Raw genomic sequence first — 25,076 nt, 5'->3', positions numbered from 1 at the left:
GTGGGACTCGGAACCGTGGGAGGAGTGTCGCAAACGCCGTCGCCCGCCGACGCACCCCCCTGGCCCCCGCCGTACCCGCTCCCCCGCGAAAGCGCGGACGGAAGGCGCAGACTGGAGGCATGAGCGAGTTTCGGATCGAACATGACTCGATGGGCGACGTGCGGGTCCCCGCGGAGGCGAAGTGGCGGGCGCAGACGCAGCGGGCCGTCGAGAACTTCCCCGTCTCAGGCCGTGGTCTGGACAGCGCGCACATCGCGGCGCTCGGCCTGATCAAGGCGGTCGCCGCCGAGGTCAACGCCGAGCTCGGCGTGCTTGAGAAGGAGATGGCCGAGGCGATCGCCGAGGCGGCGACGGACGTCGCGGAGAACGAGTGGGACGCCGAGTTCCCCGTGGACGTCTTCCAGACCGGCTCGGGGACCTCCTCCAACATGAACGCCAACGAGGTGATCGCCACCCTCGCCGAGGAGCGTCTCGGCCGTCCCGTCCACCCGAACGACCACGTCAACGCCTCGCAGTCCTCAAACGACGTGTTCCCGACCTCGATCCACGTCGCGGCGACGACCGAGGTGACCTACCACCTGATCCCGTCCCTGCGGCACCTGGCGACCGCGCTCAGGAACAAGGCCCTGCAGTTCGAGGACGTCGTCAAGGCGGGCCGTACGCACCTGATGGACGCCACGCCGGTGACGCTCGGCCAGGAGTTCGGCGGTTACGCCACCCAGATCGACAACGCCATCACCAGGGTGCGCGGCGCGGTTCCCCGCCTCGTGCAGCTGCCGCTCGGCGGCACGGCCGTCGGGACCGGGATCAACACCCCGCCCGGGTTCGCCCCCAAGGTCATCGAGAGGCTCCGCGAGGCGACCGGGCTGCCGTTCTCCGAGGCTCCCGACCACTTCGAGGCGCAGGGGGCCAGGGACGCCGTCGTCGAGCTGTCCGGCCAGCTCCGGACCGTCGCCGTCTCGCTCAACAAGATCGCCAACGACCTGCGCTGGATGGGCTCGGGACCGCGTACCGGGCTCGGCGAGATCAACCTCCCCGACCTCCAGCCCGGCTCCTCGATCATGCCGGGCAAGGTCAACCCGGTCGTCCCCGAGGCCGTGTGCATGGTCGCGGCCCAGGTCATCGGCAACGACGCGACCATCACCTTCGCCGGGGCCTCGGGCAACTTCGAACTCAACGTGATGCTGCCCGTCATCGCCCGCAACATCCTGGAGTCGATCCGGCTGCTGGCCAACGTCTCCCGGCTGCTCGCCGACCGCTGCATCGTCAGGATCACCGCCAACACCGACAGGCTGCTCGAATACGCCGAGTCGTCCCCCTCGATCGTCACCCCGCTCAACCGGCACGTCGGCTACGAGGAGGCCGCGAAGATCGCCAAGCAGGCCCTCGAACAGCGCAGGACGATCAGGGAGGTCGTGGTCGAGCGCGGTCACGTGGCCAACGGCACCCTCACCGAGGAGCAGCTCGACGCGCTGCTCGACGTGCTCTCCATGACCCGTCCGCCGTCCGCGCCCGGGGATCGGGAAGACTCCCCGTCATGACACAGATCAAGATCTACGGCCGTCGCGACGTCTGGGCCGACCGGCGCCGGGAGGTCTCCGACACCCTGCACGGGTGCCTCACCGAGGTGTGGCGGCTGCCCGAGGACAAGCGCTTCCACCGTTTCCTGCTGCTCGACGCCGAGGACCTCCTCTGCCCGCAGCGGAGTGAGCGGTATCTCATCGTGGAGATCGTCTGCTTCACCGGCAGGACGGACGAGGCCAAACGCGACCTCATCCGCACGCTGTTCGCCAGGGCGCAGGAGCGGCTCGACCTGCCCGCCACCGACCTGGAGATCGTGATCATCGAGTCTCCGCAGGTCAACTGGGGCATCAGGGGGATGCCCGGGGACGAGCTCACGCTGACCTACCCGGTCACGGTCTGAGAACTGGACTCTCCCCTCGTGGGAGAGTCCACTCTTACGGCATGAAGCAGATCCACCGCGACCTCTACGTGGCCACCACGACCCCGCGCCTCATCGACGTGCCCGACCTGCCCTGCCTCATGCTCGACGGCTCGGGCGCCCCCTCGGGTGAGCCGTACCTCGACGCCGTCGCGGCCCTGTACGGCGTGGCCTACGCCGTGCGCGCCGAGCTGAAGCCGGTCATGACCTACTCGGTCGCCCCCCTCGAAGGACTCTGGGACGGCGACCCCGACGACCTGTCCTCCATGCGCTGGACGGCCCTCATCCCCCAGCCCGCCCGGGTGGACGCCGCGCTCGTCGAGCGGGCGGTCGAGACCGTACGGCGGAAGCGGCCAGGAACACGCCTCGACGGCCTGCGGCTGGGAACCATGAGCGAGGGCAGGTCGGCCCAGATCCTGCACAAAGGACCCTTCGCCGAGGAACCGGCGACGGTCAAGACGCTGATGGAGTTCATCACCGGGCAGGGTCTGTCCCTGGCGGGCAGGCACCACGAGATCTACCTGTCGGACTTCCGCCGCGCCGCCCCGGAGAAGCTGCGGACGATCATCCGCTACCCCGTCCGCTGACGGGCCGCGCGTCCACCGGATCGGCGGGACCGGACACTACATTCGATGTCATGACTGATCTGGCGGGGCGGCTCGCCCTGGTGACCGGGGCGGGCAGCGGCATCGGGCGGGCGTGCGCGCACCAGCTCGCCGCCGCGGGGGCGCACGTGGTCGTGCTGGACAGGGACGCGGGGGCCGCGGCCGAGGTCGCCAGGGAGGTCGCCGGGACGCCGGTCGTCGCCGACCTGGCCTCGCCGGACTTCGTGGACCTGGTCCCCGCCGAGGTGGACGTGCTGGTGAACAACGCCGGGTTCCAGCACGTGGCGCCGATCGAGGAGTTCCCGCCCGAGGTGTTCTCCACGATGCTGAAGGTCATGGTCGAGGCGCCGTTCCTGCTGGTCAGGGCGGTGCTGCCGGGGATGTACCGGCGGGGCTGGGGGCGGATCGTCAACGTCTCCTCGGTCCACGGCCTCCGTGCCTCGCCGTATAAATCCGCATATGTCACTGCGAAGCACGCGCTCGAAGGGCTGTCGAAGGTCGTCGCCCTCGAAGGTGCCGAGCACGGCGTCACCTCCAACTGTGTGAACCCGGCCTACGTCCGCACCCCCCTGGTCGAGGACCAGATCGACGACCAGGCCAGGACCCACGGCATCGGCAGGAACGAGGTCGTCGAGCAGATCATGCTCGCCCCGGCCGTGATCAAGCGGCTGATCGAGCCCGAGGAGGTGGCCGAGCTGGTCGCCTACCTGTGCGGCCCGCACGGCTCGTTCGTCACCGGCTCCTCCCTGCCCATCGACGGGGGCTGGACAGCCCGCTGAGACGGGGGCCGGACGGCCCGCTGACCGGCGTCGCGGGGGCGGACGCGACAATGGCCTCATGAGCGCGCGGGTCTTCCTCGAACTACTGGCCAGGGAGGCGTCCGCGGTCGAGTTCGAGGGGCCGGTCCTGGCCGCCAGGAGCGCGGGCGCCGACGCCGCGACGCTGGCCGAGCTTGAGGAGGCCAAGCTCGTCGCGCTGCGGGTGCGGACCCTGCTGCGGCGCAGGGCCAGGCGGGAGGCCGAACTGTCGGCGCTGTTCGACACCGCGGGCGACCTGGCCGGGCTGCGCGACCTCGACGCCGTCCTTGAGGCCATCGTGCACCGGGCCAGGCAGCTCCTCGGCGCCGACGCCGCCTACATGACGCTGCACGACCCCGACCGGGGTGACACCTGGATGCGGGTGACCGACGGTTCGGTCTCTGCCAAGTTCAGGGCGCTGCGGCTGCCCATGGGGGCCGGGCTCGGCGGGCTGGTGGCCCAGACGGCGACGCCGTACTCGACGGCCGACTACTTCGCCGACCCCCGCTTCCGCCACAAGGAGGACATCGACGACGCCGTGCTCGAAGAGGGGCTGGTCGCGATCCTGGGCGTTCCACTCAAACTCGGCGCCCGGGTCATCGGGGTGCTGTTCGCGGCCAACCGCAGCGTGCGGCCCTTCAGCCAGGACGAGGTGGTGCTCCTGGCCTCGCTGGCGGCGCACGCGGCGGTGGCGATCGACAACGCCAGGCTGCTGCAGGAGACCAGGAACGCCCTTGAGGAGCTGAGCGAGACCAGCCGCCTGGCCAGCGCGCACAGCGGGGCCGTCGAGCGGGCCGCGCACGCCCACGACCGGATGGCCGGGCTCGTGCTGCGCGGCGGCGGGGTCGAGGACGTGGCCGCCGTGGTGACCGAGGTGCTGGGCGGCTCGCTGGTCGTGCTCGACGACGCCGGACGGCCGATCGCCGGGGACCCGGCCGAGCTGGGCGAGGGCGTCACGGCGACGATCGCCGAGGCGGCGAGGACCTCCCGCGCGCTCGGCCGTACGGTCAGGAGGGGAAGCCTGCTGGTCGCGTCGGTGGACGTGGGCGCGGAGCCGCTGTGCACGCTCGTGCTGCGGGCCGAGGAGCCGGTCGCCGACACCGACCAGCGCATCCTGGAGCGGGCCGCGCTGGTCACCGCGCTGCTGACGCTGTTCCGCCGTACGGTCGCCGAGGCGGAGGGCCGGGTCAGGGGTGAGCTGCTCGACGACCTGATCTCCCGGCCCGGTCTTGACGGCCTGGCGGAGCGGGCCAGGCGGGTCGGCGTCGATCTCGGGGCCGCCCACGTGGTCGTGGTGGCCCACCACGGCGACGAGCAGCGGGAGCGGGCCGGGTTCTGGGCCTCCTCGCACGCCGCGCTCAACCGTGGCCTGGCGGCCCAGCGCGGGGACGAGGTCGTGCTGCTGCTGCCCGGCGACGACCCGGGCGCGCTCGCCAGGAAGGTGGCCGCCGAGCTGGGCGCCGGGCTCGGCCGTCCGGCGACCGCGGGCGCCTGCGGCCCCGTGCGCGGCCCCGCGGAGGTGGCCGAGGCCCACCAGGAGGCCAGGCGCTGCGCCGACGCCCTGGTGGCCCTGGGCCGCGAGGGAGAGGGCGCCGGGGTCGCCGACCTCGGCTTCGTCGGGCTGCTCGTCGGCGGCGGGCGCGACATCGAGGCGTTCCTCGCCGCGACAGTCGGCCCGGTGCTCGACTACGACGCCAGGCGCGGCACGGCGCTGGTGCGCACGCTCACCGCCTACTTCGGCTCAGGCTGCTCCCTGTCCCGTACGGCGGAGGCCCTGCACATCCACGTCAACACCGTCACCCAGCGCCTGGACCGGGTGGCGCAGCTCCTGGGACCCGGCTGGCAGGCCCCTGACAGGGCCCTGGAGGTCCAGCTCGCCCTGCGCCTGCACCGCCTCAGCACCCCGGAGGCTCAGCCCGGCAGATAGCGACGCTGGGCCGCCCTGGTGACCGTGACCGCCCTGCGGACCCCCGGGATGCGCAACGCCACCCGTTTGAACAGCGGGTAGCGCGTGGCCGGTCTCCTCGCGGCGGCGGCCGCCTGCACCTCGACCCGGCCGCCGAAGCTCATCCCGACCTTGAAGCGCAGCCCGACCTCCCTGTCCCCGATCCGCAGGAACGGCCGCCAGTCTCCGGGGGCGAGGAACCCCTCCCGGTAGACCCGCCGTACCGGCACCTTGGCGACCAGCCGGCCCGCGAGCTGCCCGGGGACGCCCGGCTCGACCAGCGCGGGCGCGCAGATCTCGTGCTCCCCCCTGCTCGCCCTGCGCAGCACCAGCTCAGCGGTCGGCCCCCCACTCGGCGGCACGTACGGCACGGGCACCACGACGAACACATGGTCGCGCTGCGGGGTGACCGTCGCCCCGGGAGAGACCAGCACGATCGACTCGGCGAACGAGGGGGGCTCGACGCACACGCCCAGCTCGCCCCGGTCCGACCACCAGGGGATGACCAGGCGCTCGGAGTGGTTGGCCAGCGTCCCGGTGCAGTTCAGCGGGGAGCCGGTCACCCGGGCCCGGACCTGGTTGGCGCCGCCGTACATGCGGACGTGGATCTCCCACAGGCCGGGGGGCAGCGCGTCGCCGAGGGCGGCGGAGGCGGCGTCGAGCCTGGCGGAGCCGGTGACCTGGAGCCTGACCCCGTTGCGGTGCCTGCCCCTGGTCATCGAGCAGGTCACGGGCAGGAAGTAGATGAGCCCGCTCTCCTCGTGCCTGACGTAGACCTCGAACCTGGCCCGGGAGGCGGCGAGGGTGACGTCGGCCAGTTCGGGCGACAGCGCGAGGCCGTCGAGGGGGACGGGGGGCTCCCAGACCAGGCCGTCGTCCCCGCGCGGGATGAACCGCACCGGCTCCCCGCCCGCGCGGACGATCTCCACGGCGAGGTCCATGGTGAAGGCGCCGTCCTCCCAGCGCAGGTCCCGCAGCTCGGCCTGCAGGCGGGTGTCGCGCATGGCCTGGGCGAGTTCGACGAGCTGGTCGAGCCTGCCCGCGCGCAGCAGCGCCGCGCGCACCCGCAGGTGGACGGGCAGGTAGCGGTCAAGCCGCTGCGGGAAGCGCTGCACGACCAGCTCGCGCAGGGTCGTGAAGGTCGCCGCCCTGTCCCTGGACGAGCTGACGAACCCGGCCCCGGCCAGGCGGCGCAGTACGGCCGTGCGGAACCAGTGCGCGTACATCCGGTCACGCCGTCGCCCCGCGGGCACCTCGTAGTCGACGACGTCGAGCAGTTCGCGCAGTTCGGCACCGTGGACGTAGGGGTCCTCCTCCTGTTTGACCGGACGCTCCCCGAGGTGGCAGCAGACCTGGTCGGCCAGGACGGTGATCGTTCTGGCCCGCAGGTAGGCCCTGGTCACGAACGTCTGCTCGGCCAGCAGGCCCCCGGGGTCGGGGAAGGCGAGCACCTCCTCGTCGAGGAACTCCCTGCGGTAGAGCTTGTGCGGCGTCAGCAGGGTGAGCAGCCGGTCCCCGAGCAGGTCGGCGTGGTCCCGGTTGCGCTCGAAGATCTTGGACGGCGGCCCCTGGCCGTCCACGAGCCGTCCGATGAGGATGTCCGCGCCGGTCTCGACAGCGCGCTCGTACATGCGCTCAAGGGCGAGGCGGTCGAGGCGGTCGGCCTGGTCGAGCAGGTAGACGTACTCGCCCCTGGCGACCGCCATGGCGACGTTGCGGCCGCGCATCGGCGAGCCGGTCCGCCCGAGGTGGAGGACCCGGACGTTCGAGCGGACCGCGGCGACGGCGTCGAGGCGGAGCTGGATCCCGTCGTCCGATCCGTCGTCGGCGAAGATGACCTCGTAGTCCTCCGAGGGCATCGACTGTTCGAGCACGGACCGGATACACGCGTCGGCGGTATCACCGGGGTTGTACACCGGTACTACGACGCTGACCTTCACATCCATGCGCCCAAGCGTGCGGCGCCGGAGACTTCGAGGGGGTCAGACTTGCCGACTCTTGGAGTCTCAGTACCACCCCGTGGCCTGGGAATGGCCCCAAGCACCACAAGGGGTGCCGTAACGCCCCTTGATGTAGTTCAGACCCCATTGGATCTGGGTGGCCGGGTTGGTCTGCCAGTCGCCACCGGCGCTGGCCATCTTGCTGCCGGGCAGGGACTGCGGGATGCCGTAGGCGCCGCTGTAGCGGTTCATCGCCCGCTCGTTCCAGCCGCTCTCCTTCATCCAGAGCTTCTCAAGGCAACCCCACTGGTCGCCCCAGCCCATGGCGTCGAGCATCTGCTTGCCGAGGGCCTTGTTGCCCGTCGGGTTCGCGCTTCCCGGCGGGAAGGCCTTGGGGTCGAAGCCGCCGCCACCCGGCGCCTTCTTGGGGATGACGATCGGGTCGAGCTTGTCGCGGTCGCCACGGGCGGCCTTGAGCTGGTCCTCCTTGGCGGCCTGGGCGGCCTGTGCCTTCAGGACGTCGTTCTTGGGGTCGGGGGCGAACGGGTCGCCGCCGCCGAACACCCTGGCCAGCTCGTCCACGGAGAGCGCGGACTCCGAGGTGGCGGAGGCGTTCTGGATGGCGGTGTGGACGGTGAAGCCCCCTCCGCCGACCACCACGACGATCGCCGCGCCGATGATGACGGCGCGCCTGGGGTTCATCCGCGCGCCTTTCCGACCCCGTCGAAGCGGGCCGTACGACGGGGACGGGGCGCCTGGCGCTGCCTCAAGTGCGGTGATCCTGGGCTCACGACCTATGAGCTTGCCGTGCGTGGGGGGGTGCTTCGCAACCTGAACGGGGGAGTTGAGGGGTGTTCCATGGGGTGCCCAATGGGATTGGTGTGACCTACTGCCTGGCTACATGGTCTTTCCTGGGCGTTGACGAGCAAATGTGATTCTAATCACACTTTTTCCGGGCGACCTCTCCCTCGGGCCCCTGTTCCGAGGGAAGTGTCCTCGGTCAAGCCTCACAGAACAGCGTCCTGATCTCGCCCAACCCGCGTCACAGTTTCGTGACGTGGCGGGTGCTATCGGGCATTGGAACAATAATGACCGCGTGGCTGGCATCCTCCTTGTAGAAGACGACCCCTCTGTCCGGACCGGGCTAGAGCTGGCACTGAGCCGTCAGGGCCACACCGTGACCTCGTACGCGACCGGCGAGGAGGCGCTCGACCACATCCGGGCGCGCCGTCCCGAGATCGCCATCCTCGACGTCATGCTGCCCGGGATCGACGGGGTCGAGGTGTGCCGCAGGATCAGGAAGCTGGACCAGCTCCCGGTCATCCTGCTCACCGCGCGGGGCGACGATCTGGACGTGGTGGTCGGCCTTGAGGCGGGGGCGGACGACTACGTGATCAAACCCGTCGAGCCCCGGGTCCTCGACGCCCGCATCCGCGCGGTCCTGCGCAGGGTCGAGTCCCTGGCCTCCGACCGCATCACCTTCGGCGACCTGGTCGTGGACCGGGGCGCGCTGAAGGTCTCCCTCGCGGGCCGTGAGGTCCACCTGACCCCGACCGAGCTGCGCCTGCTGCTCGAACTCGTCCGCCACCCCGGACAGGTCCTCAACCGCAGATACCTGCTGCGGGCCGTGTGGGACCACACCCACGTCGCCGACTCCCGGCTGGTCGACGCCTGCGTCCAGCGGGTCCGCGCCAAGATCGAGGCGGTGCCCGCCGAGCCCGAGTTCATCCACACGGTGCGCGGCTTCGGCTACCGCTTCAGCCCGCCGTGAGGCGGATCTACACCGGTCTGCGCGGACGCCTGGTCATCACCTTCACCTTGATCGCCATCGCGGCCTCCTCCCTCGTCGCGGGGATCGGCTACGAGCTCGTCAAGACCCGGGTGATCGAACGCGCCGAACAGGTCGCGGTCGGCGACGTGCGCGACACCCTCGAAGGGATAAGGGTGCCCATCGGCGGCCTCTGGCCCGGAGAGACGCCGCCGACCGACTCGGAGATCGACGAGCTGCAGAAGAGCCTGCGGACCCCGAACGGCGCCGTCGTCGTCCGCTACGAGGACCCCCGCTCCCCCAGGGAGGAGTACCTCTACCCGGACGGCGACTTCAGCATGAGCGACGTCCCGACCGACCTCGTCATCGAGGCCGACCGCAGGATGGCGGTCAAGCGCCAGCGGATCAACGGCCGCATGTGGCTGATCGTCGGCACCCCGGTGTGGCGGATAGAGCCGATCCACACCGCCCAGCCGACCGGGATGAGCGTCTTCGCCTTCGTCCCGCTGTCGGAGGAGGAGCAGCTCCTGAACGACCTGCGCCAGCCCCTGGCGGCGGCGGGGGCCATCATGCTGTGCATCGCGCTCGCGGTCGCCCTGCTGTCCGCCAGGCGGGTCCTGCTGCCCGTCAGGAGGCTCGGCTCGGCCGCGCGCGCCCTCGGCGCGGGTCACCTGGACACCCGGCTTCCCGTGCACGGCCAGGACGAACTGGCCGAGCTGACCGCGACGTTCAACGACACCGCCGCGGCCCTCGAACGCAGCGTCTCCGAACTGCGCGCCCTTGAGGCGATGTCCCGGCGCTTCGTCGCCGACGTGTCCCACGAACTGCGCACGCCGCTGACCGCGATGACCGCGGTGACCGACATGCTCTCCGACGAGGCAGATCACCTGCCCAGCGAACCGGCCGAGGCCGTACGGCTGGTGCTGAGAGAGATCGAGCGGCTGCGCACCCTGGTCGAGCAGCTCATCGAGGCCAGCAGGTTCGACTCGGGTACGGCGACGCTGCACCTGGACAGCGTGAACGTCGCCGACGCGGTCAGCGACTGCCTTGAGGTGCGGGGCTGGCTGGACAAGGTGCGGGTGAACGTGCCGCAGGGCCTGACCTTCTCCCTCGACCCCCGGCGCTTCGACGTGATCGTGGCCAACCTGGTCGGCAACGCCCTGCGCCACGGGGAACCCCCCGTCGTGGTGACCGCGCGCAGCACCCCGAACGGCCTTGAGGTGAAGGTCCGCGACCACGGCAAGGGCATCCCGACCTCCGACCTGCCGCACGTGTTCAACCGCTTCTACAAGGCCGGAGCCAGGGGCGACGGCAGCGGTCTCGGCCTGTCCATCGCACGGGCGAACGCGCACCTGCACGGCGGCACGATCTCGGTGCGCCCACAGGAGCCGGGTACCCTCTTCACGGTCTGGCTGCCCCCCGCATGAACCGATCCCCCAAGAGAGCGAGGAGTACGGCGATGCGGCGCGCGCGGCGGCTCACCTGCATGCTGGCGGCCGTCCTGACGCTGGGCTCGTGCGGGATCGCGCCGACCGAGGTCCGCGACCTGGGACGCCCCCCGGTGATCAGCTACAGCCCCACGTGGGTGACGGTCTACCTGCTCAGGAACGGCCGTCTGGAACCCGCCAAGATCCCGGTCGGCTCCGACTCGGCGAAGAACATCGTCGACACCCTGTTCAGGGCGGGCAAGCAGCCGCCCAAGGCGGGACTGACGAGCGCGCTCGGCTCCTTCAGCCACCACGACACCGAGACCACCCGCTACCGCGACGAGTCGCAGCGCAACGACCCGGCGGGCAACCTTGGCTACCGGCTTACCGTGATCGTCACGGGGCCCGGGGAGCTGTCCAGGGAGGGGCTCGCCCAGATCACCTGCACGATCAGGCAGAACAAGCAGGAGAGCATCTGGAGCGTCGAGGTCACCCGGCTGTTCCCCGGACCGCCGAAGACGTGGGGGGAGCACACCTGCTTCGAGTACCGCGACCTCGCGGCCAAAGGGGTGCGACTCCCCCCGTGATCGTCACATCGTGACGTCCTCCAGCATCTCGGTGACCAGGGCGGCGATCGGCGAGCGCTCGGACCGGGTCAGCGTGACGTGCGCGAACAGCGGGTGGCCCTTGAGCTTCTCGACCACCGCGACCACGCCGTCGTGCCTGCCGACCCGCAGGTTGTCGCGCTGGGCGACGTCGTGGGTGAGCACGACCCTGGAGTTGGCGCCGATCCTGCTCAGCACGGTGAGCAGGACGCCCCGCTCAAGCGACTGCGCCTCGTCCACGATCACGAAGGCGTCGTGCAGCGAACGCCCACGGATGTGGGTCAGCGGGAGCACCTCAAGCATGCCCCTGTCGATGACCTCCTCGATCACCTCGGGGCTCGTCACCGCGCCCAGGGTGTCGTAGACGGCCTGCGCCCACGGGCCCATCTTCTCGTTCTCCGAGCCGGGCAGGTAGCCGAGGTCCTGGCCGCCCACGGCGTACAGGGGACGGAAGACGATGACCTTGCGGTGCTGACGCCGCTCAAGGACGGCCTCAAGGCCCGCGCACAGGGCCAGGGCCGACTTGCCGGTTCCCGCCCTGCCGCCCATCGAGACGATGCCGACCTCGGGGTCCATCAGCAGGTCGAGCGCGATGCGCTGTTCGGCGGAGCGGCCGTGCAGGCCGAAGACCTCCCGGTCGCCGCGCACCAGGCGGACCGACTTGTCCGGCAGCACCCGGCCGAGGGCAGAACCACGGCTGGACAGCAGCCGCAGGCCGGTGTGGGTGGGCAGGTCACGCGCCTCGGGCAGGTCGGCCGTACCGTGCTCGAAGAGCGTCTCGACGTCCTCGGTGGTCACCTGGAGCTCGGCCATGCCCGTCCAGCCCGACTCGACGGCGACCAGCTCGGCGCGGTACTCCTCCGCGGCGAGGCCGATCGAGGCGGCCTTGATCCGCATCGGCAGATCCTTGGAGACCAGCACCACGTCGTTTCCCTCGGCGGCGAGCGTGCGCGCCACGGTCAGGATGCGGGTGTCGTTGTCGCCGAGACGGAAGCCGACGGGAAGGATCGACGGATCGCTGTGGTTGAGCTCCACCCGGATGGTGCCCTCTCCGATGGGCATGGGCTCGTCCAGCCGTCCGTGTGTCACCCGCAGGTCGTCGAGAGACCTCAGCGCCTTGCGCGCGAAGTATCCGAGTTCTGGATGATGGCGCTTGCCCTCCAACTCGGTGATGACGACGATCGGGAGGACGACCTCGTGTTCCGCGAAACGGCTTATCGCCGCTGGATCCGCGAGAAGGACCGAGGTGTCCAGGACGTACGTACGCCGGTTGGTTGCCGGCGACGTCGGTGAGGACGACGAAGGGTTTGCCACGCGTTCTCCCCCGGGCGCCATGGGGGGCGCCCTGCCATGAGCTGGGATGCGGACCGGACCCGGGCCCACGCTCGCGGCATACCGAGGAGGCACCGGTGACCGGCCCTCCTTGGCAGGTCGTGACGCAAAGGTGGGCCCTCTCCGGAGTAGACGAGCTGCGCCCGTCTACTTGTTACGGTACGTCCTGAATGCCCGTCTTCCAACAAGGAAAACCGGAGTTCACGCCGTGTTTCAGGAGCCGTACCGTCTGTGCCGCGCGGCGTACGAGCGCAGGGCCCGCAGGAAGTCGACTCTGCGGAAGTCAGGCCAGTAGGCCTCGCAGAAGTAGAACTCGGAGTGGGCGCTCTGCCACAGCAGGAAGCCGGACAGCCGTTGCTCGCCCGAGGTCCTGATGACCAGGTCCGGATCGGGCTGGCCGCGCGTGTAGAGATGCTCCGCGATGTGCTCGACATCGAGGACCTCCACGATGTCCTCGATGCTCGCGCCCTTGCTGGCGTGCTCCTGGAGAAGGGAGCGCACCGCATCAGCGATCTCACGCCTTCCTCCATACCCAACGGCAACGTTCACAATCAAACCCGGACGGTGTGATGTTGCCTCTTTAGCGTTTTTCAGGACACGGGCCGTGTGATCGGGCAGGAGATCAAGGGCTCCCATGGGATTGATGTGCCATCCGTCATCGACGAGCTCCTGGACCACGTCCTCGATGATCTTCACCAGCAGGTCCAGCTCGTCCTTGGGCCGGTTGATGTTGTCGCTGGACAGCAGCCACACGGTGACCACCTCGACCCCGGCCTCCCGGCACCAGCCGAGCAGCTCGGAGATCTTGTCCGCGCCCTTGCGATGACCTCGGCTGACGTCCTCAAGGCCCATCGAACGCGCCCAGCGCCTGTTGCCGTCGACGATCACGCCGACATGCCGGGGGACCATCTCCCGCTGACGGGACAGCTTCCCTTCCAGCCGCCTCTCGTAGAGCCGGTAGACGAGATCACGCACGCCCATTGGAGCCCTCCCCTCAACGCCCGCCGTCGAAGGGCGCTGCCAGGCAATTATCGCCGCCCCAGAGACCTCCGCGCCCCCTCTATCGGGGTTCTTGGGGAGTTGCCGGACTTCTGTGCTCCCAGGCACTCCTCTGCCTCGGCGACGAGTCCGTCCACGAAGGCCCCGAGTTCCGGTGAGGTGAGCACCGCGCGCATCCCGACCCCGCCCCGGCCCCAGGCTTCGAGGAAGGCCCGTCTGGCCAGGCGCCACTCCCCGGGACGGCCCCTGCCCCCGGGGATCCAGATCGGGATGGTGCGCAGTTGGCAGCGCAGCTCTCCCCCGCTGACGATCCCCTTCCTCGTCCGGTAGCGGAAGGTGAAAAGCTCGTCGTCCTCGGGAAAACGGTCGTCCGGATCCGGCCACTGCTCCTGCTGGCCCACGCGGGCCTCCGCGACGCCCCTGGCGAGCCGGGCGAGAAACCACCCGCACCGCTCACCGACCGTCCCGTACAACGCGCCGTCCCGGTGGAGCTCAAGCGTGACCTCGTACGGCGAGCCGATGCTGTCGCGGCACGCCACCGGCGTAACGGTCAGGTATGACCCATCAAGGCAACGCAGTCCCCCCACCCCAGAGAGGGTATCCCTGGCACAGACTGCCAAAACGTCCCCGGGGTCGAGCGGACCACCAGGGGGCACCTCCGCCCCCGAGGGCTCAGCCGCCTCCCCTTCGCAGGACCCTGCCGAGCAACCGTCCCAGCCCACGGTCCCTTCGCGGCGCAGGGGGGTCGAGGCCGAGCCAGGCCGCGAAGTCACGGGCGTCGGCCCTGGAACCGCCCTCCGGCTTCGGGCGCCCCCGCGCGTAGCCGTCGAAGCGGGCCGCGAAGCCGTCGCCGAGCAGGACGACCAGGTCGGGCCTGACCCTGGCGACCGAGCCGCGCCGCTTGGAGATCAGCGCGCTCTCCTGCACCCGCAGCCGCTCCACGTCGAACCCCTCCGGGGCCTCACCCCCCGCGACCAGGGCCGCGACCAGCTCCGCCTGCGCCCTGCCGAGCGCCCGCCGTACCGGCTCTTCGTCGTGTTCAGGCACGAGCCATCGCGTCGCGGATGCGGCCGAGCTCCTCCTCGAACACGGCGTCGCTGGGGTAGTCGCCGTCCCATTCGAGCAGCACCCCCGGCGGCTCCGTCCTGGCGCACAGCGCGGTGAGGATGTCGAGCACGTCCTCGGGCACCCGGGTGGTGTGCGTGTCGTGCCAGAGCCCGTGGTGGGAGTGGCCGCCCGCGACGTGGACGTAGGCCAGCGCGGAGAGCGGCAGCCCGTCCAGCGCGGCGACCGCCTCCAGCCCCAGGTTGACCTGGTTGGTGTAGAGGTTGGCGACGTCGATCAGCAGCCCGACCCCGGTCGCCTCGACCAGCTCCCCGAGGAACTCCGCCTCGGTCATCTCGTCCTCGGGCCAGCCGAACAGCGCGGCCACGTTCTCCAGCGCCAGCGGTACGGCCAGCGCCTCCTGGGCCCGCCGTACGTTCTCCACCACGACGGACAGGGCGGCCCTGGTGCGCGGCACGGGCAGCAGGTGGCCGGCGTCCATGCCGCCCGCCCGCACGAAGGCCAGGTGCTCACTGACCAGGGGTGATCCGAGGGCCCGCGCGCAGGCGTCCAGGTGCGCCAGCCGGTCCCGGTCGGGCGGTTCCGCGCCGCCGATCCCGAGGCCGACGCCGTGCGGGATCACCGGAACGCCCCTTCCGCGCAGCAGCCGCAGCGACTCGGGAAGCGCGCCGGGGCGGATGTTCTCCGCGATCACCTCGACGAAGTCCACGCCGGGCAGGCGCTCGACGGTCAGGTCGATCTCGGGCCGCCACCCGATGCCGACCCCCAGCCGGTCAGCCACCGCCGCATCCTCCGCCGCAGCTCGATCCACCGCCACAGCTGGACCCGCTGCTGCAGCTCGACCCGCCAGAGTCGCCGCCACCGCCGCCCCAGTCGCCGGAGCCGAAGTCACCGCCGCCACCGCCGAAGGAGGAGCTGTCCGAGGAGGAGGAGGAGGAGGAGCCGCCGCCGCAGGCGCCCGTGGCACAGCTGGACCCACCACCGGCCGTGTGGGAGCCCCGGTTCAGCTCCGCGGCCAGCACCGGGTCACCCAGCTCGCCCAGGCCGTACAGGGCGACGGGGAAGGCGACGGCGAAGGCCAGGTCGGAGGTCATGGGCCGGACGCCGCGCACGTGGGCCCCGCGGGCGGCGGTGAGCACCTCGCGCCCCGCCCTGCTGAGCGCCCCGCGCAGGGCACGCCGCATCCGGGTGTGGACGACGAGGCCGCTCACCGAGGCCACCGCCCCGGCCAGCGTGGATAGCACGCCCAGGTGCCCCCACGACAGGACGGACAGCAGGGAGCCGAGCTCGAAGACCGCCGCGATCACCGTGAGGACCAGCAGCCTGCGGTTGAGCCTGCGCGCCTCGGTGAACGCGCCCTCGGGCACCAGCAGTCCCATCCCCAGCAGGCGGTAGCGCAGGCCGTCGAGGGCGACCCCCGTCCCCACCGTACGGCGCAGCTCCGGCACGGAGCAGGAGCCGCCCCGCTCCCTGAGCGCGTCGAGAACCGCCTGTTCGACCGGTTCCGCGGGCGACAGGGCGCCCATCACGAGGCTGACGTGGCCGCCCCTGGCGACCCGGATGGAGCCCGCCCTGGCCAGCATGCCGAGCGCGGTGTTGACCACCCTGAGCGGCCCACCGGCCAGATAGGCCAGCTCGTAGGGGCCGAGGGGCGCGCCCGTACCCGAGGGGACGGCCGAGAGCACCCTGCGATGCTCGCTCCGCAGCGTCACCGCGGTGGTCCAGACGGCCGCCAGGAGGGTGACGCTCACGACGAGCAGTGTGAATTCCATGTCCGCCTCCGGGGGAAAGGCAAGGCGTGTGCGTGTGACTGTTCTGTCTGGTAGACGTGGGGAACGTCCCCGAGGTTGCGCCGAACCGCCTTTTTGTCGCCGCCGTCTTTCCCTACCCCCGTACGGCACCCGCATGACACGACACGCCGGTCCCGGTACGTGCCCACGGGGGGCCGGGCCGTACCGGGACCGGCGTTTCGGGAAACCGAGGTCAGCCCAGGCGCTCGACCAGCGCCCGGTACTCGTCCCAGAGTTCCCTCGGCAGGTGGTCGCCGAAGGTCTCGAAGAAGGACGGGATCAGCGCCGCCTCCTCCCGCCAGACCTCCTCGTCCACGGTGAGCAGGGTGCGCAGGTCCTCGGCGGGGATGTCGAGGCCGTCGGTGTCCAGCTCGGCGGGCAGCAGGCCGATGGGCGTCCGCACCGCCTCCGCCTCGCCGTTGAGGCGGTCCACGATCCACTTCAGGACGCGGCTGTTCTCCCCGAAGCCCGGCCAGATGAACCGGCCGTCCTCGCTCTTGCGGAACCAGTTCACGTAGTAGACCCGCGGGAGGGAGACGCCCTCGCGCTTGCCCAGGCCGACCCAGTGGGCGAAGTAGTCGCCCATGTTGTAGCCGCAGAACGGCAGCATCGCGAACGGGTCGCGGCGCAGCTCACCGACCTTGCCCTCGGCCGCCGCGGTCTTCTCCGAGGCGATGTTGGCGCCGATGAACACGCCGTGGTTCCAGCTCAGCGACTCGGTCACCAGCGGTACGGCGCTGGCCCTGCGCCCGCCGAAGAGGATGGCCGAGATCGGCACTCCCTTCGGGTCCTGCCACTCGGGGGCGATGGTCGGGCACTGCCCGGCGGGCACGGTGAAGCGGGCGTTGGGGTGGGCGGCGGGCTCGTCGCTGTCCGGCGTCCAGTCGCGGCCCCGCCAGTCGGTCAGGTGCGCGGGCGGCTCGTCGGTGAGACCCTCCCACCACACGTCGCCGTCGTCGGTGAGGGCGACGTTGGTGAAGATGCTGTTGCCCCAGAGGGTCCTGATCGCGTTGGCGTTTGTCGTCTCGCCGGTGCCGGGGGCGACGCCGAAGAACCCGGCCTCGGGGTTGATGGCGTACAGGCGGCCGTCGTCGCCGAAGCGCATCCAGGCGATGTCGTCGCCGACCGTCTCGACCTTCCAGCCGGGGATGGTCGGCTGGAGCATGGCCAGGTTGGTCTTGCCGCAGGCGCTCGGGAAGGCCGCCGCGATGTAGCGGGTCTGCCCCGAGGGAGGCGTGAGCTTGAGGATGAGCATGTGCTCGGCGAGCCAGCCCTCGTCCCGCGCCATCGTGCTGGCGATGCGCAGGGCGTAGCACTTCTTGCCCAGCAGCGCGTTGCCGCCGTAGCCGGAGCCGTACGACCAGATCTCGCGGGTCTCGGGGAAGTGGCTGATGTACTTCGTCGAGTTGCACGGCCACGGCACGTCGGCCTGGCCGGGTTCGAGCGGCGCGCCGACCGAGTGGACGGCCTTGACGTAGCCGCCGCGCTCCTCGATGAGCCGCAGCGCCCGCTCGCCCATCCGCGTCATGATCCGCATGGAGACCACGACGTACGGCGAGTCCGTGATCTCGACGCCGAGCTGGGAGATCTCACCGCCGAGCGGCCCCATGCAGAACGGCACGACGTACATCGTGCGCCCACGCATGCAGCCCTTGAAGAGCCCGGCGAAGGTCCGGCGCATCTCGTCGGGGGCGATCCAGTTGTTCGTGGGACCCGCGTCCTGCTCGCGCTCGGAGCAGATGTAGGTCCGGTCCTCGACGCGGGCGACGTCCGTGGGGTCGGAGGCGGCGTAGAAGCTGTTCTGCCGCTTGGCCAGGCGGGTGAACGTTCCCTGCTCGACCAGCAGGTTCGTCAGGCGGGTCCACTCGAACTCCGAGCCGTCACACCACTCGATCCTGTCGGGCTGGGTGAGCTCGGCGATCTCCTTGACCCACGCGGCCAGCTCCTCGTGGGTGGTCGGACTGGGGGCGGTTACGTCCTCGATAACGGACACGGGCACGGCTCCTTACACTCCTCAGGGCCACGTCATCATTGACGACCAAACCGCCGTTAATCCAATTGGCATAGACCAGTGAATAGCGGCTGTCCGTCGTGGCAACGGCTCCGCACCGCCCGTGGCCAGCGGCATCAGGGCAGGCAGGAGTCATGGTGTTCCGGGTGACCTACCCAAAAGAAGCGACATTAAAGGAGCGTGTTCAGGAAGTGGTTTAGGCCATTAACAATGGTCTAAACCAATCACAGGACAGGTTCAGACCAATTTCGGGCCGTTTTCCCTGGCCCGCCTCAGGAACCGATGTCGGGCCCCGAGGCGCGAACCCGGTCCACGTGCTGGAGCGCGTCACGCAGATCTGCCAGCCAGGTGTCGGTGTGGGTGCCGACCAGGCGCACGCACCAGGCGAGCGCGTCACTGCGGCTGCGGGCGACCCCGGCGGCCACGAGCGTGTCCAGGACGCGCCGCTCCGACTGACGCAGGCGTGTCATCACCGGAACCGAGAGTGTGGTGAACATCACCGTCTCGTCACCCACGGCGACGCCCCAGGAGACCTTCCTGCGGAAGCGGTGCTCGGCCTCCCTGGCGATCTCGACGCGCCGCTCCCTGGTCTCCTCACGGAAGCGCTGGATGCCGCCCTCGACGGCTGCGGCCCGCTCGACCTCGGAGACCCCCTCCACGGGCGCGGGTACGGCGAGCCTGCCGACGACCGCGATCTCCTCGCGGTCGAGCACGATCTCAGGACGCCCGTCGAACCACTCCTCGGGCAGCCGCCCGGAGAACCAGCCCCGCAGCTTCTCCACTGCTTCGTCACTATCCATGTAATGGAGATTACGTCGCTTCATCCTCGGGGACCATAGTCGGCCCCCAATCGGGACATACAGGCCTCCTGTGGCACTCGTTGCAGTGTTCACACCTGTCACCTAGACGCGACAATCGGCACATGAGCTCACCTCCGCGCCCCGAGGGACTACGCGAACGCAAGAAGGCCAGAACCCGGCGAAACATCCAGGAACAGGCACTGCGCCTCTTCGCCGAGCAGGGCTACGACGAGACGACCGTCGAACAGATCGCGGAGGCCGCGGAGATCTCGGCGAGCACCTTCTTCCGGTACTTCCCCACGAAGGAGGACGTCGTCGTCCAGGACGACCACACCCCCCTGCTGATGACGGAACTGGCCACCCAGCCCTCGGACCTCGCCCCGGTCCCCGCGCTGCGCGCCGCCGTACACACCGCCTTCACCAGGCTCGCCCCCGAGGAGGAGGCGCAGATCCTCGCCATGACCAGGCTCCAACTGCGCCACGCCGCACTGCGCGCCAGGGCCGTGGACAGCATGATCTGCACGATCGACACCCTCGCCGAGGCCCTCGCGGGACGCCTCGGCCGCCGCAGCGGCGACCCGCTGAGCCGTACGGCCGCGGGCGCGGTGGTCGGCGCGATCCTGCCCGCCCTGTTCGGCTGGGCCGAGTCCGGCGGCGTAACCCGCCTCGCCGACACCATCGACGAAGCCCTCGCCCTCCTGGAGACGGGCCTCAGGGTCTAAAGCGTGAGGAGTCTGGCTTTACCGGCGCCGTGCGTGAAGAGTGTCGGCTTGGGCGCGTCGGTGATCTGGACTGAGGAGTGACGGAGCGAAGCGGAGGAACGACGAGGGAAGTCACCGACTTCAGGCGCCCAAGCCCGCGACGCCGCAGGCGGAGCAAAAAAACACAGCCAGCTATCTAACCTGGGCCGCCACCTGGGGGCTGATGCGGACGGCGCCGGCGAAGTTGCGGGTGCTGATGGGGACGATCTTGACCACGTCGCCGGTCCTCGGCGCGTGCAGCATCTTGCCGCCGCCCCAGTAGATCGCCACGTGGGAGACGTAGCCCGGGTTGGTCGGGTCGTTCCGCCAGAACAGCAGGTCGCCCGGCTGAGCCTGGGAGAGTTCGATCCGGGGGCCGGAGACGAACTGCTGGTGCGTCACCCTAGGGACCCGGATGCCCGCCTGGGCGTAGGCCCACTGGACGAGGCCGGAGCAGTCGAAGGTGTCGGGGCCCTCGGCGCCCCACACGTAGGGGCGGCCGAGTTTGCCGACCGCGGCGGTGAGGACGGTCCTGATCTGCGGCACGGTCAGGAAGGCGCCCGCGGACCAGACGGTGCGCCTCGGCGCGGTGAACACCGGGTTGATCGTGGCGACCTGGCTGCCCTTGGGCAGGACGCGCAGCAGCTTGTGGCGCAGTTCCGCGGAGTCGGCGCCGGGCGCGCTCACCACCAGCGCGTTGTCCTGGGGGAAGCCCAGGGAGCGCGCGGTCTGCTGGGAGACGACGGCGTCGATGGCGCCCATGCCCATGGTCGCGTAGGCGCCGACGCGCAGGCTCGTCCTGGAGGTGGAGACCGTCTTGCCCAGCGACATGCCGCCGTCGTTGCCCAGGACGAAGGAGACGACGAGTTCTCCAGCGGAGACGTTGCGCCAGAGCCGGTCGGAGCGCGCGGTCGGTTTGGGGGTGAAGGCACGGAACGTCGAGGGGTTGACCCCCAGCGTCTGCACCCGCTTGCCGTCGAGGACGACCTCCGCGGCGTCGGCGCGTTCCACGGCCTTCACGCCGGACAGCCGGTTCACCTTCGACACGACCGCCGCGCCGAGCGGCTTGTTCGTCACGACGAACAGGTGCGGCTTGCGGATCGTGGTCAGCGGGGCGACGGGGGCCGGTGGGGTCGGCGCCGGGGTGGGGACGGCCACCGGGGCCGTCGCCGTGTTCTGCGGAACCTCCTGGAGCGCGCCCTGGAGGGTCTGCCTGGCGACGGGCCTGCGCGGGGAGGTCACCGGGGAGTCGTCGGGCAGTTGCAGGACGACCACCACGGTCGCCGCCAGGACGACCACGACGAGCGCCACCACGATGGGCACGACGGGACGCGACGTGCGGGCCTCGCCGTACCCGATGCGGGGGCGTGGACTGTAGGCGAGGTCCTGCCTGGCCTCGTCGATCAACCGGGAGACACGCGTCCGCCTGTCGGGCACGACATCTTCCCTTCCACCCGTCCGGATCTCCACCCGTTCGGATCCGCCCTACGTAGGGTGCCGTACACCACGCCACAATGCACGGGAACTCACCAAAACACTCCAAACACGACACGCTGTGCAGCGGCGGCGGGGTTTCGGCCGGCCTGAAAGGCCCTGGACATGGCTATCCGCCGGGACCCGGTCCCGGCGGATCAGCTGCTGGTCCTGTGCGAGATCAGTTGCCGATGTACGGCACGGCCTCGATGATCTCGACCGTGTTCGAGCGGCCGTTCGGCATGGTGTAGGTGGCCTTCTCGCCGATCTTCTTGCCGTTGATCGCCGCCCCCAGCGGCGACTTGGGCGAGTAGACGTCGATCGGGGCACCGCTCTCCTCGCGGGACGCGAGAAGGAAGGCGACCTCCTCGTCCTCTCCCTCGAACCGGACGGTCACGGTCATGCCTGGCCCGACCACGCCCTCGGCGCGGGGGGCCTCGCCGACCTTCGCGCTGTCGATGATCTGACGGAGGTGGAAGATGCGGGCCTCCATCTTGCCCTGCTCGTCCTTGGCGGCGTGGTAGCCGCCGTTCTCCTTCAGGTCGCCCTCTTCCCGGGCGGCTTCGATCTTTTTCGCGATGTCGACACGCCCGGGCCCCGAGAGGTACTCAAACTCCGCCTTCAGGCGGTCGTACGCCTCCTGAGTTAGCCAGGTGACGCTCTCGTTTTGGGAGTCGGCCACGGGTTCTCCTTGCTTCCTCTGTGGGGCTTGGTACTGGGGGTTGCGCTCGTTCGAATTTCGACAGGCTAACAAGTTAACCGCTCGAACGCTTCCCCAAATGTCTCACTATACGAGATAGCAGTAGTGAACATCGCCGGAAGTAGCCTGGCTACTGGTCTCTAGCCTCTCGGTAAGGCGGACATACCCCTCACCAGCGGGAATATTGACCTCTCGACTGCCGACCTCGACATGATCCACATCCGTGGCCCTGATCCTGCACACGGCGGCCCGGCCGGATGGCTTGACCACTTCGAAGGTGATCTGCAGAGAATCTCCGCGGCTGGTGTCGAACGCGACGACCTGGTCGATGACCTCGGTGTTGCCCTTGGACGCCCACATGACGTATCCCCAGCCTCCTGCACAGACCGCGCAGAGGATCGCGATCACGACGTGCACGACGAAGCGCCCCCTGCGCTCCGGACGGTCGGGGAAGTCGTCCGGGGTGCCGAGCACGGGGCCGGTCTGACGGCCCGTCCCGGCCTCGCTGGTGGCCATGCGGAATCTCCCTGCGCTACCTCGGTGTTATCCAAGACAATTGTCTCTCGCGGGGGCCTTGCCCTCGCGACCGCCCAAGAGAAACTAACCTCTCTCTAGAGTGACCCAGCCCAACCCGGGGAGCGGTGCGGCAGGCGGGGGCCGAGGACGTCGCGGCGAGGTGCGTCCGTACGGCCCGCGCGAACCCGAGCGCGACCGACGAAGAGGAGACATCGAGCCCGTGAGTGCACCGCTGAGGCTGATGGCAGTTCACGCGCATCCCGACGACGAGTCGAGCAAGGGTGCCGCGACCATGGCGCGCTACGTCGCCGAGGGCGTGGACGTGCTCGTCTGTACCCTCACCGGAGGGGAACGCGGCTCGATCCTCAACCCCAAGATGGACCGTCCCGACATCCTGGAGAACATCGGGGAGGTCAGGCGCCTGGAGATGGAGCGCGCGAGGGAGATCCTCGGCGTCGGGCAGCGCTTCATGGGCTTCGTCGACTCCGGTCTTCCCGAGGACGAGAACGAGCCGCTGCCCGAGGGCTGCTTCGCCCTGCAGCCGCTGGAGATCGCCGCCGCGCCGCTGGTCGCCGCGGTGCGCTCGTTCAGGCCGCACGTCATCCTCACCTACGACGACGACGGCGGCTACCCGCACCCCGACCACATCATGACCAACCGCGTCTCGGTCGAGGCCTTCGAGGCGGCGGGCGACCCCGACCGCTACCCGGAGGCGGGCGAGCCCTGGCAGCCGCTCAAGCTCTACTACCAGATGGGCTTCACCAGGGAGCGCTTCGAGGCGCTGCACGAGGCGATGAACACCCGCGGCATGGGCTCGCCGTACGCCGACTGGATCTCCCGCTGGGAGGACAGGCCGGAGAAGTGGCCGGTGACCACCCGGGTGCCCTGCGGGGAGTACTTCGAGCTCCGTGACCAGGCGCTGCTGGCGCACGCGACCCAGGTGGATCCGGACGGCTTCTGGTTCGTCTGCCCGCGTGAGCTCCAGGAGGAGATCTGGCCGACGGAGGACTACCACCTGGCCCGCTCCCTGGTCGACACCACGCTCCCGGAGACCGACCTGTTCGCGGGCATCCACGCCGCGGAGATCTCCCCCGCCTGCCACTGAAGTCCGTTATGTCCCGCCGAAGGCCTCCGGAGGCGGGACCACGGGGCCGGGGTGGCAGACTTGAAGGGTGCCTACAGACCCGAACTCTCTCAACGACCTGGTCAGCCCCGGCCTGCTGGGCTTCCTGATGGTGGCCGCGCTCGGACTCGCCCTCTACCTGCTCGTCAAGTCGATGCGGCGGCAGATCTCCAGGATCGAGGTGCCGTCCGAGGCCGAGCTGAGGCAGCAGGACAGGGACGGCGCCAAGCAGGTCTCATGACCAGGCGCGCTCAAGGGCCTTCGGCAGGCCCCAGCGCCCCAGCGGGGTGAGCACCTCGCTCTTGTCCACGATGCCCAGGCAGGCCCACAGCGGCGTCACCGAGCTGAACAGGGTCTCGGCCGCCTCCAGGTCCTCCGGGTCGTCCATCTGGACGTCGATGTCCTCCGACTCGGCGATGAACCTGGCGATCCGCTCCGGTGAGGCCAGCACCCCGGGCCCCCGCCTGGCCAGCGTCGCGACCACGGCCAGCCAGTCGGCGTGGTGGATGGCGCACAGCGCGGCCAGCACCGCGTCCTCGTGGCTCAGGTCACCGTCCAGGTCGGCGAACTCCTCGGGGACGTCGTCGTCCTCCGGCAGGTCGGAGACCGGTCCCGCGATGCCCGCGGTGACGCTCAGCCACAGTTCCTCGTCGTCGGCGGGAAGCGGCTCCCCCTCATAACCGGCGCAGGCCCGCAGCACGTTTCCCGGATAGCCGGGGTCGGCCAGCACCTCGCGCAGCCGTACGCACGCCGCCCGCAGATCCGCGGCGGGCCGTACGGGGGCGGGCAGCTCGGACAGGATGCGCCGCAGCTCGCCGAGCGCGAACGCCTCCTCCTCGTCCCAGGCCGCGAACAGCTCCTCGTCCTGCTCGTCGCTCACCGCGATCCCCGGCACCCGCCCGTCGGGCAGCGGGCCGTTGAGCCAGCGTTCCTGCAGGTCCTCGTAGGCCTCCCTGGCCCGTTCGTCCCGCCGCGCGAGCGCGTCGGGGTCGATCTCCCCGGCGGCGACGCGTTCTTCGAGGAAGGTGACCAGGCGCTGGAACATCTCCCTGGCGATCGGTCCCCGTTCGTCCTCCTCGGGCCAGACGAAGAAGCTGCGGGTGAGCAGGAGGGGTTCCGTACCGGTCGACTCAAGCCATCGCTGCACGTCACCGACCGTCGCGTTGCCGGACTCGATCGCGCCAAGCGTCGTCTTGGCCGAGTCCCAGAAGGGGGGAGACAGCGGGTTGCCCAGCGCCGCCAGCGCCCGCCGCAGGTCGGGGACTGCCACAAGAGCCACTCCCGAGGGTACGGCGAGCAGCGCGCGGGCCACGTCACGACGGGTCAGCTCGGAGGCGGGCCGTCCCGCGTGCACACAGACGTAGTCGAGATCCACGCCCAGTGAGCCTACGCGCGAAGCCGCGCGAACACACCTCCCACCCCGTAAACTTCCTCCCCGCGTCCAAAGAGGGATCCGCGGGACACCTCACCCCATCCCTCCGGAAGCTTTTCCCCGGCG

The 25,076-nt window shown here is 70.3% G+C and carries 25 protein-coding genes; 11 read left to right on the top strand and 14 right to left on the bottom strand.

Going from position 1 to position 25,076, the window contains the following annotated elements; genetic code table 11:
- Positions 1-119 precede the first annotated feature (119 nt).
- The 5 genes from FHS44_RS24790 to FHS44_RS24770 are packed head-to-tail and all read left to right on the top strand — an operon-like array spanning position 120 to position 5,271.
- The gene (locus FHS44_RS24790; RefSeq protein ID WP_184718642.1) at positions 120-1,541 is read left to right on the top strand and encodes a class II fumarate hydratase; all 1,422 of its coding nucleotides are present in this window, start codon (positions 120-122) and stop codon (positions 1,539-1,541) included.
- A complete protein-coding gene (locus FHS44_RS24785) occupies positions 1,538-1,924 on the top strand; it encodes a tautomerase family protein (protein WP_184718640.1) in 387 nt (128 codons plus the stop codon). The genes FHS44_RS24790 and FHS44_RS24785 overlap by 4 nt, the downstream gene beginning before the upstream one ends.
- A gap of 41 nt (positions 1,925-1,965) precedes the next feature.
- Positions 1,966-2,529 (top strand): GyrI-like domain-containing protein, encoded by a 564-nt coding sequence (locus tag FHS44_RS24780; protein ID WP_184718638.1) that lies wholly within the window; start codon positions 1,966-1,968, stop codon positions 2,527-2,529.
- A 50-nt stretch (positions 2,530-2,579) separates the two neighbouring features.
- A complete protein-coding gene (locus tag FHS44_RS24775; protein WP_184718636.1) occupies positions 2,580-3,326 on the top strand; it encodes a 3-hydroxybutyrate dehydrogenase in 747 nt (248 codons plus the stop codon).
- A 58-nt stretch (positions 3,327-3,384) separates the two neighbouring features.
- Entirely contained in the window at positions 3,385-5,271 is a 1,887-nt protein-coding gene (locus tag FHS44_RS24770; RefSeq protein WP_184718634.1) for a helix-turn-helix domain-containing protein, read from the top strand.
- On the opposite strand, the gene FHS44_RS24765 is transcribed toward FHS44_RS24770, so the two are convergent.
- Entirely contained in the window at positions 5,256-7,235 is a 1,980-nt protein-coding gene (locus FHS44_RS24765; RefSeq protein WP_184718632.1) for a glycosyltransferase family 2 protein, read from the bottom strand. The genes FHS44_RS24770 and FHS44_RS24765 overlap by 16 nt on opposite strands.
- Positions 7,236-7,295: 60 nt before the next feature.
- Positions 7,296-7,931 carry an aggregation-promoting factor C-terminal-like domain-containing protein gene (locus FHS44_RS24760; protein WP_221461221.1) on the bottom strand — a complete coding sequence of 212 codons (636 nt, stop codon included), beginning with the start codon at positions 7,929-7,931 and terminating at the stop codon, positions 7,296-7,298.
- A gap of 394 nt (positions 7,932-8,325) precedes the next feature.
- Between FHS44_RS24760 and FHS44_RS24755 the strand changes: the two genes are divergently transcribed.
- Genes FHS44_RS24755 through FHS44_RS24745 form a run of 3 tightly spaced genes read left to right on the top strand, consistent with a single transcriptional unit; the run spans position 8,326 to position 11,011 of the window.
- Complete coding sequence (locus tag FHS44_RS24755) at positions 8,326-9,000, top strand: response regulator (RefSeq protein WP_184718630.1); 675 nt, start codon at positions 8,326-8,328, stop codon at positions 8,998-9,000.
- Positions 8,997-10,424 (top strand): ATP-binding protein, encoded by a 1,428-nt coding sequence (locus tag FHS44_RS24750; protein WP_184718628.1) that lies wholly within the window; start codon positions 8,997-8,999, stop codon positions 10,422-10,424. The genes FHS44_RS24755 and FHS44_RS24750 overlap by 4 nt, the downstream gene beginning before the upstream one ends.
- Positions 10,425-10,456: 32 nt before the next feature.
- Positions 10,457-11,011 carry a hypothetical protein gene (locus FHS44_RS24745; protein WP_184718626.1) on the top strand — a complete coding sequence of 185 codons (555 nt, stop codon included), beginning with the start codon at positions 10,457-10,459 and terminating at the stop codon, positions 11,009-11,011.
- A 3-nt stretch (positions 11,012-11,014) separates the two neighbouring features.
- On the opposite strand, the gene phoH2 is transcribed toward FHS44_RS24745, so the two are convergent.
- From phoH2 to abmR, 8 genes are all read right to left on the bottom strand, one after another.
- A complete protein-coding gene (gene phoH2 / locus FHS44_RS24740; RefSeq protein ID WP_184718624.1) occupies positions 11,015-12,364 on the bottom strand; it encodes an RNA 5'-3' helicase PhoH2 in 1,350 nt (449 codons plus the stop codon).
- Between the two features lie 210 nt (positions 12,365-12,574).
- Positions 12,575-13,342 carry an isoprenyl transferase gene (locus tag FHS44_RS24735; RefSeq protein ID WP_184718622.1) on the bottom strand — a complete coding sequence of 256 codons (768 nt, stop codon included), beginning with the start codon at positions 13,340-13,342 and terminating at the stop codon, positions 12,575-12,577.
- 47 nt (positions 13,343-13,389) lie between these two features.
- The gene (locus FHS44_RS24730; RefSeq protein WP_184718620.1) at positions 13,390-13,899 is read right to left on the bottom strand and encodes a hypothetical protein; all 510 of its coding nucleotides are present in this window, start codon (positions 13,897-13,899) and stop codon (positions 13,390-13,392) included.
- 133 nt (positions 13,900-14,032) lie between these two features.
- A complete protein-coding gene (locus FHS44_RS24725) occupies positions 14,033-14,407 on the bottom strand; it encodes an SCO6045 C-terminal-like domain-containing protein (protein WP_184718618.1) in 375 nt (124 codons plus the stop codon).
- Complete coding sequence (locus FHS44_RS24720; protein ID WP_184718616.1) at positions 14,400-15,206, bottom strand: MbnB/TglH/ChrH family RiPP precursor modification enzyme; 807 nt, start codon at positions 15,204-15,206, stop codon at positions 14,400-14,402. Before FHS44_RS24720 ends, FHS44_RS24725 begins: the two co-directional genes overlap by 8 nt.
- Complete coding sequence (locus FHS44_RS24715; RefSeq protein ID WP_184718614.1) at positions 15,199-16,197, bottom strand: TIGR04222 domain-containing membrane protein; 999 nt, start codon at positions 16,195-16,197, stop codon at positions 15,199-15,201. Before FHS44_RS24715 ends, FHS44_RS24720 begins: the two co-directional genes overlap by 8 nt.
- 211 nt (positions 16,198-16,408) lie before the next feature.
- Entirely contained in the window at positions 16,409-18,208 is a 1,800-nt protein-coding gene (locus tag FHS44_RS24710; protein ID WP_184718612.1) for a phosphoenolpyruvate carboxykinase (GTP), read from the bottom strand.
- A gap of 290 nt (positions 18,209-18,498) precedes the next feature.
- Complete coding sequence (gene abmR, locus FHS44_RS24705; protein ID WP_184718610.1) at positions 18,499-19,026, bottom strand: ATP-binding transcription factor AbmR; 528 nt, start codon at positions 19,024-19,026, stop codon at positions 18,499-18,501.
- 122 nt (positions 19,027-19,148) lie between these two features.
- On the opposite strand from abmR, the gene FHS44_RS24700 reads away from it, so the two are divergent.
- Positions 19,149-19,748, top strand: coding sequence for an acyl-CoA-like ligand-binding transcription factor (locus FHS44_RS24700; RefSeq protein WP_184718608.1), 600 nt, complete (start codon positions 19,149-19,151; stop codon positions 19,746-19,748).
- A gap of 171 nt (positions 19,749-19,919) precedes the next feature.
- Here the strand turns inward: FHS44_RS24700 and FHS44_RS24695 are convergent, their stop codons facing one another.
- From FHS44_RS24695 to FHS44_RS24685, 3 genes are all read right to left on the bottom strand, one after another.
- A complete protein-coding gene (locus FHS44_RS24695) occupies positions 19,920-21,203 on the bottom strand; it encodes a C40 family peptidase (RefSeq protein WP_312863800.1) in 1,284 nt (427 codons plus the stop codon).
- A 217-nt stretch (positions 21,204-21,420) separates the two neighbouring features.
- Complete coding sequence (gene greA, locus FHS44_RS24690) at positions 21,421-21,921, bottom strand: transcription elongation factor GreA (RefSeq protein WP_184718604.1); 501 nt, start codon at positions 21,919-21,921, stop codon at positions 21,421-21,423.
- Positions 21,922-22,026: 105 nt separating this feature from the next.
- Positions 22,027-22,455, bottom strand: a complete 429-nt coding sequence (locus FHS44_RS24685) for a DUF4307 domain-containing protein (protein WP_184718602.1) — start codon at positions 22,453-22,455, stop codon at positions 22,027-22,029.
- A gap of 220 nt (positions 22,456-22,675) precedes the next feature.
- Here FHS44_RS24685 and mca point away from each other — a divergent pair, with 220 nt between their 5' ends.
- Together mca and FHS44_RS24675 are read left to right on the top strand one after the other, a co-directional pair.
- Entirely contained in the window at positions 22,676-23,560 is an 885-nt protein-coding gene (mca, locus tag FHS44_RS24680) for a mycothiol conjugate amidase Mca (RefSeq protein ID WP_184718600.1), read from the top strand.
- Between the two features lie 67 nt (positions 23,561-23,627).
- Positions 23,628-23,819 (top strand): hypothetical protein, encoded by a 192-nt coding sequence (locus FHS44_RS24675; protein ID WP_184718598.1) that lies wholly within the window; start codon positions 23,628-23,630, stop codon positions 23,817-23,819.
- On the opposite strand, the gene FHS44_RS24670 is transcribed toward FHS44_RS24675, so the two are convergent.
- Complete coding sequence (locus FHS44_RS24670) at positions 23,814-24,953, bottom strand: hypothetical protein (protein WP_184718596.1); 1,140 nt, start codon at positions 24,951-24,953, stop codon at positions 23,814-23,816. The two genes, FHS44_RS24675 and FHS44_RS24670, sit on opposite strands and share 6 nt — an antisense overlap.
- Positions 24,954-25,076: the final 123 nt, after the last annotated feature.

It is taken from the genome of Streptosporangium saharense (assembly GCF_014203715.1).
Lineage (GTDB): Bacteria > Actinomycetota > Actinomycetes > Streptosporangiales > Streptosporangiaceae > Streptosporangium > Streptosporangium saharense.
Note: the sequence above shows the minus strand (reverse complement) of the source record. Positions and strands in the feature narration are given on the sequence as shown.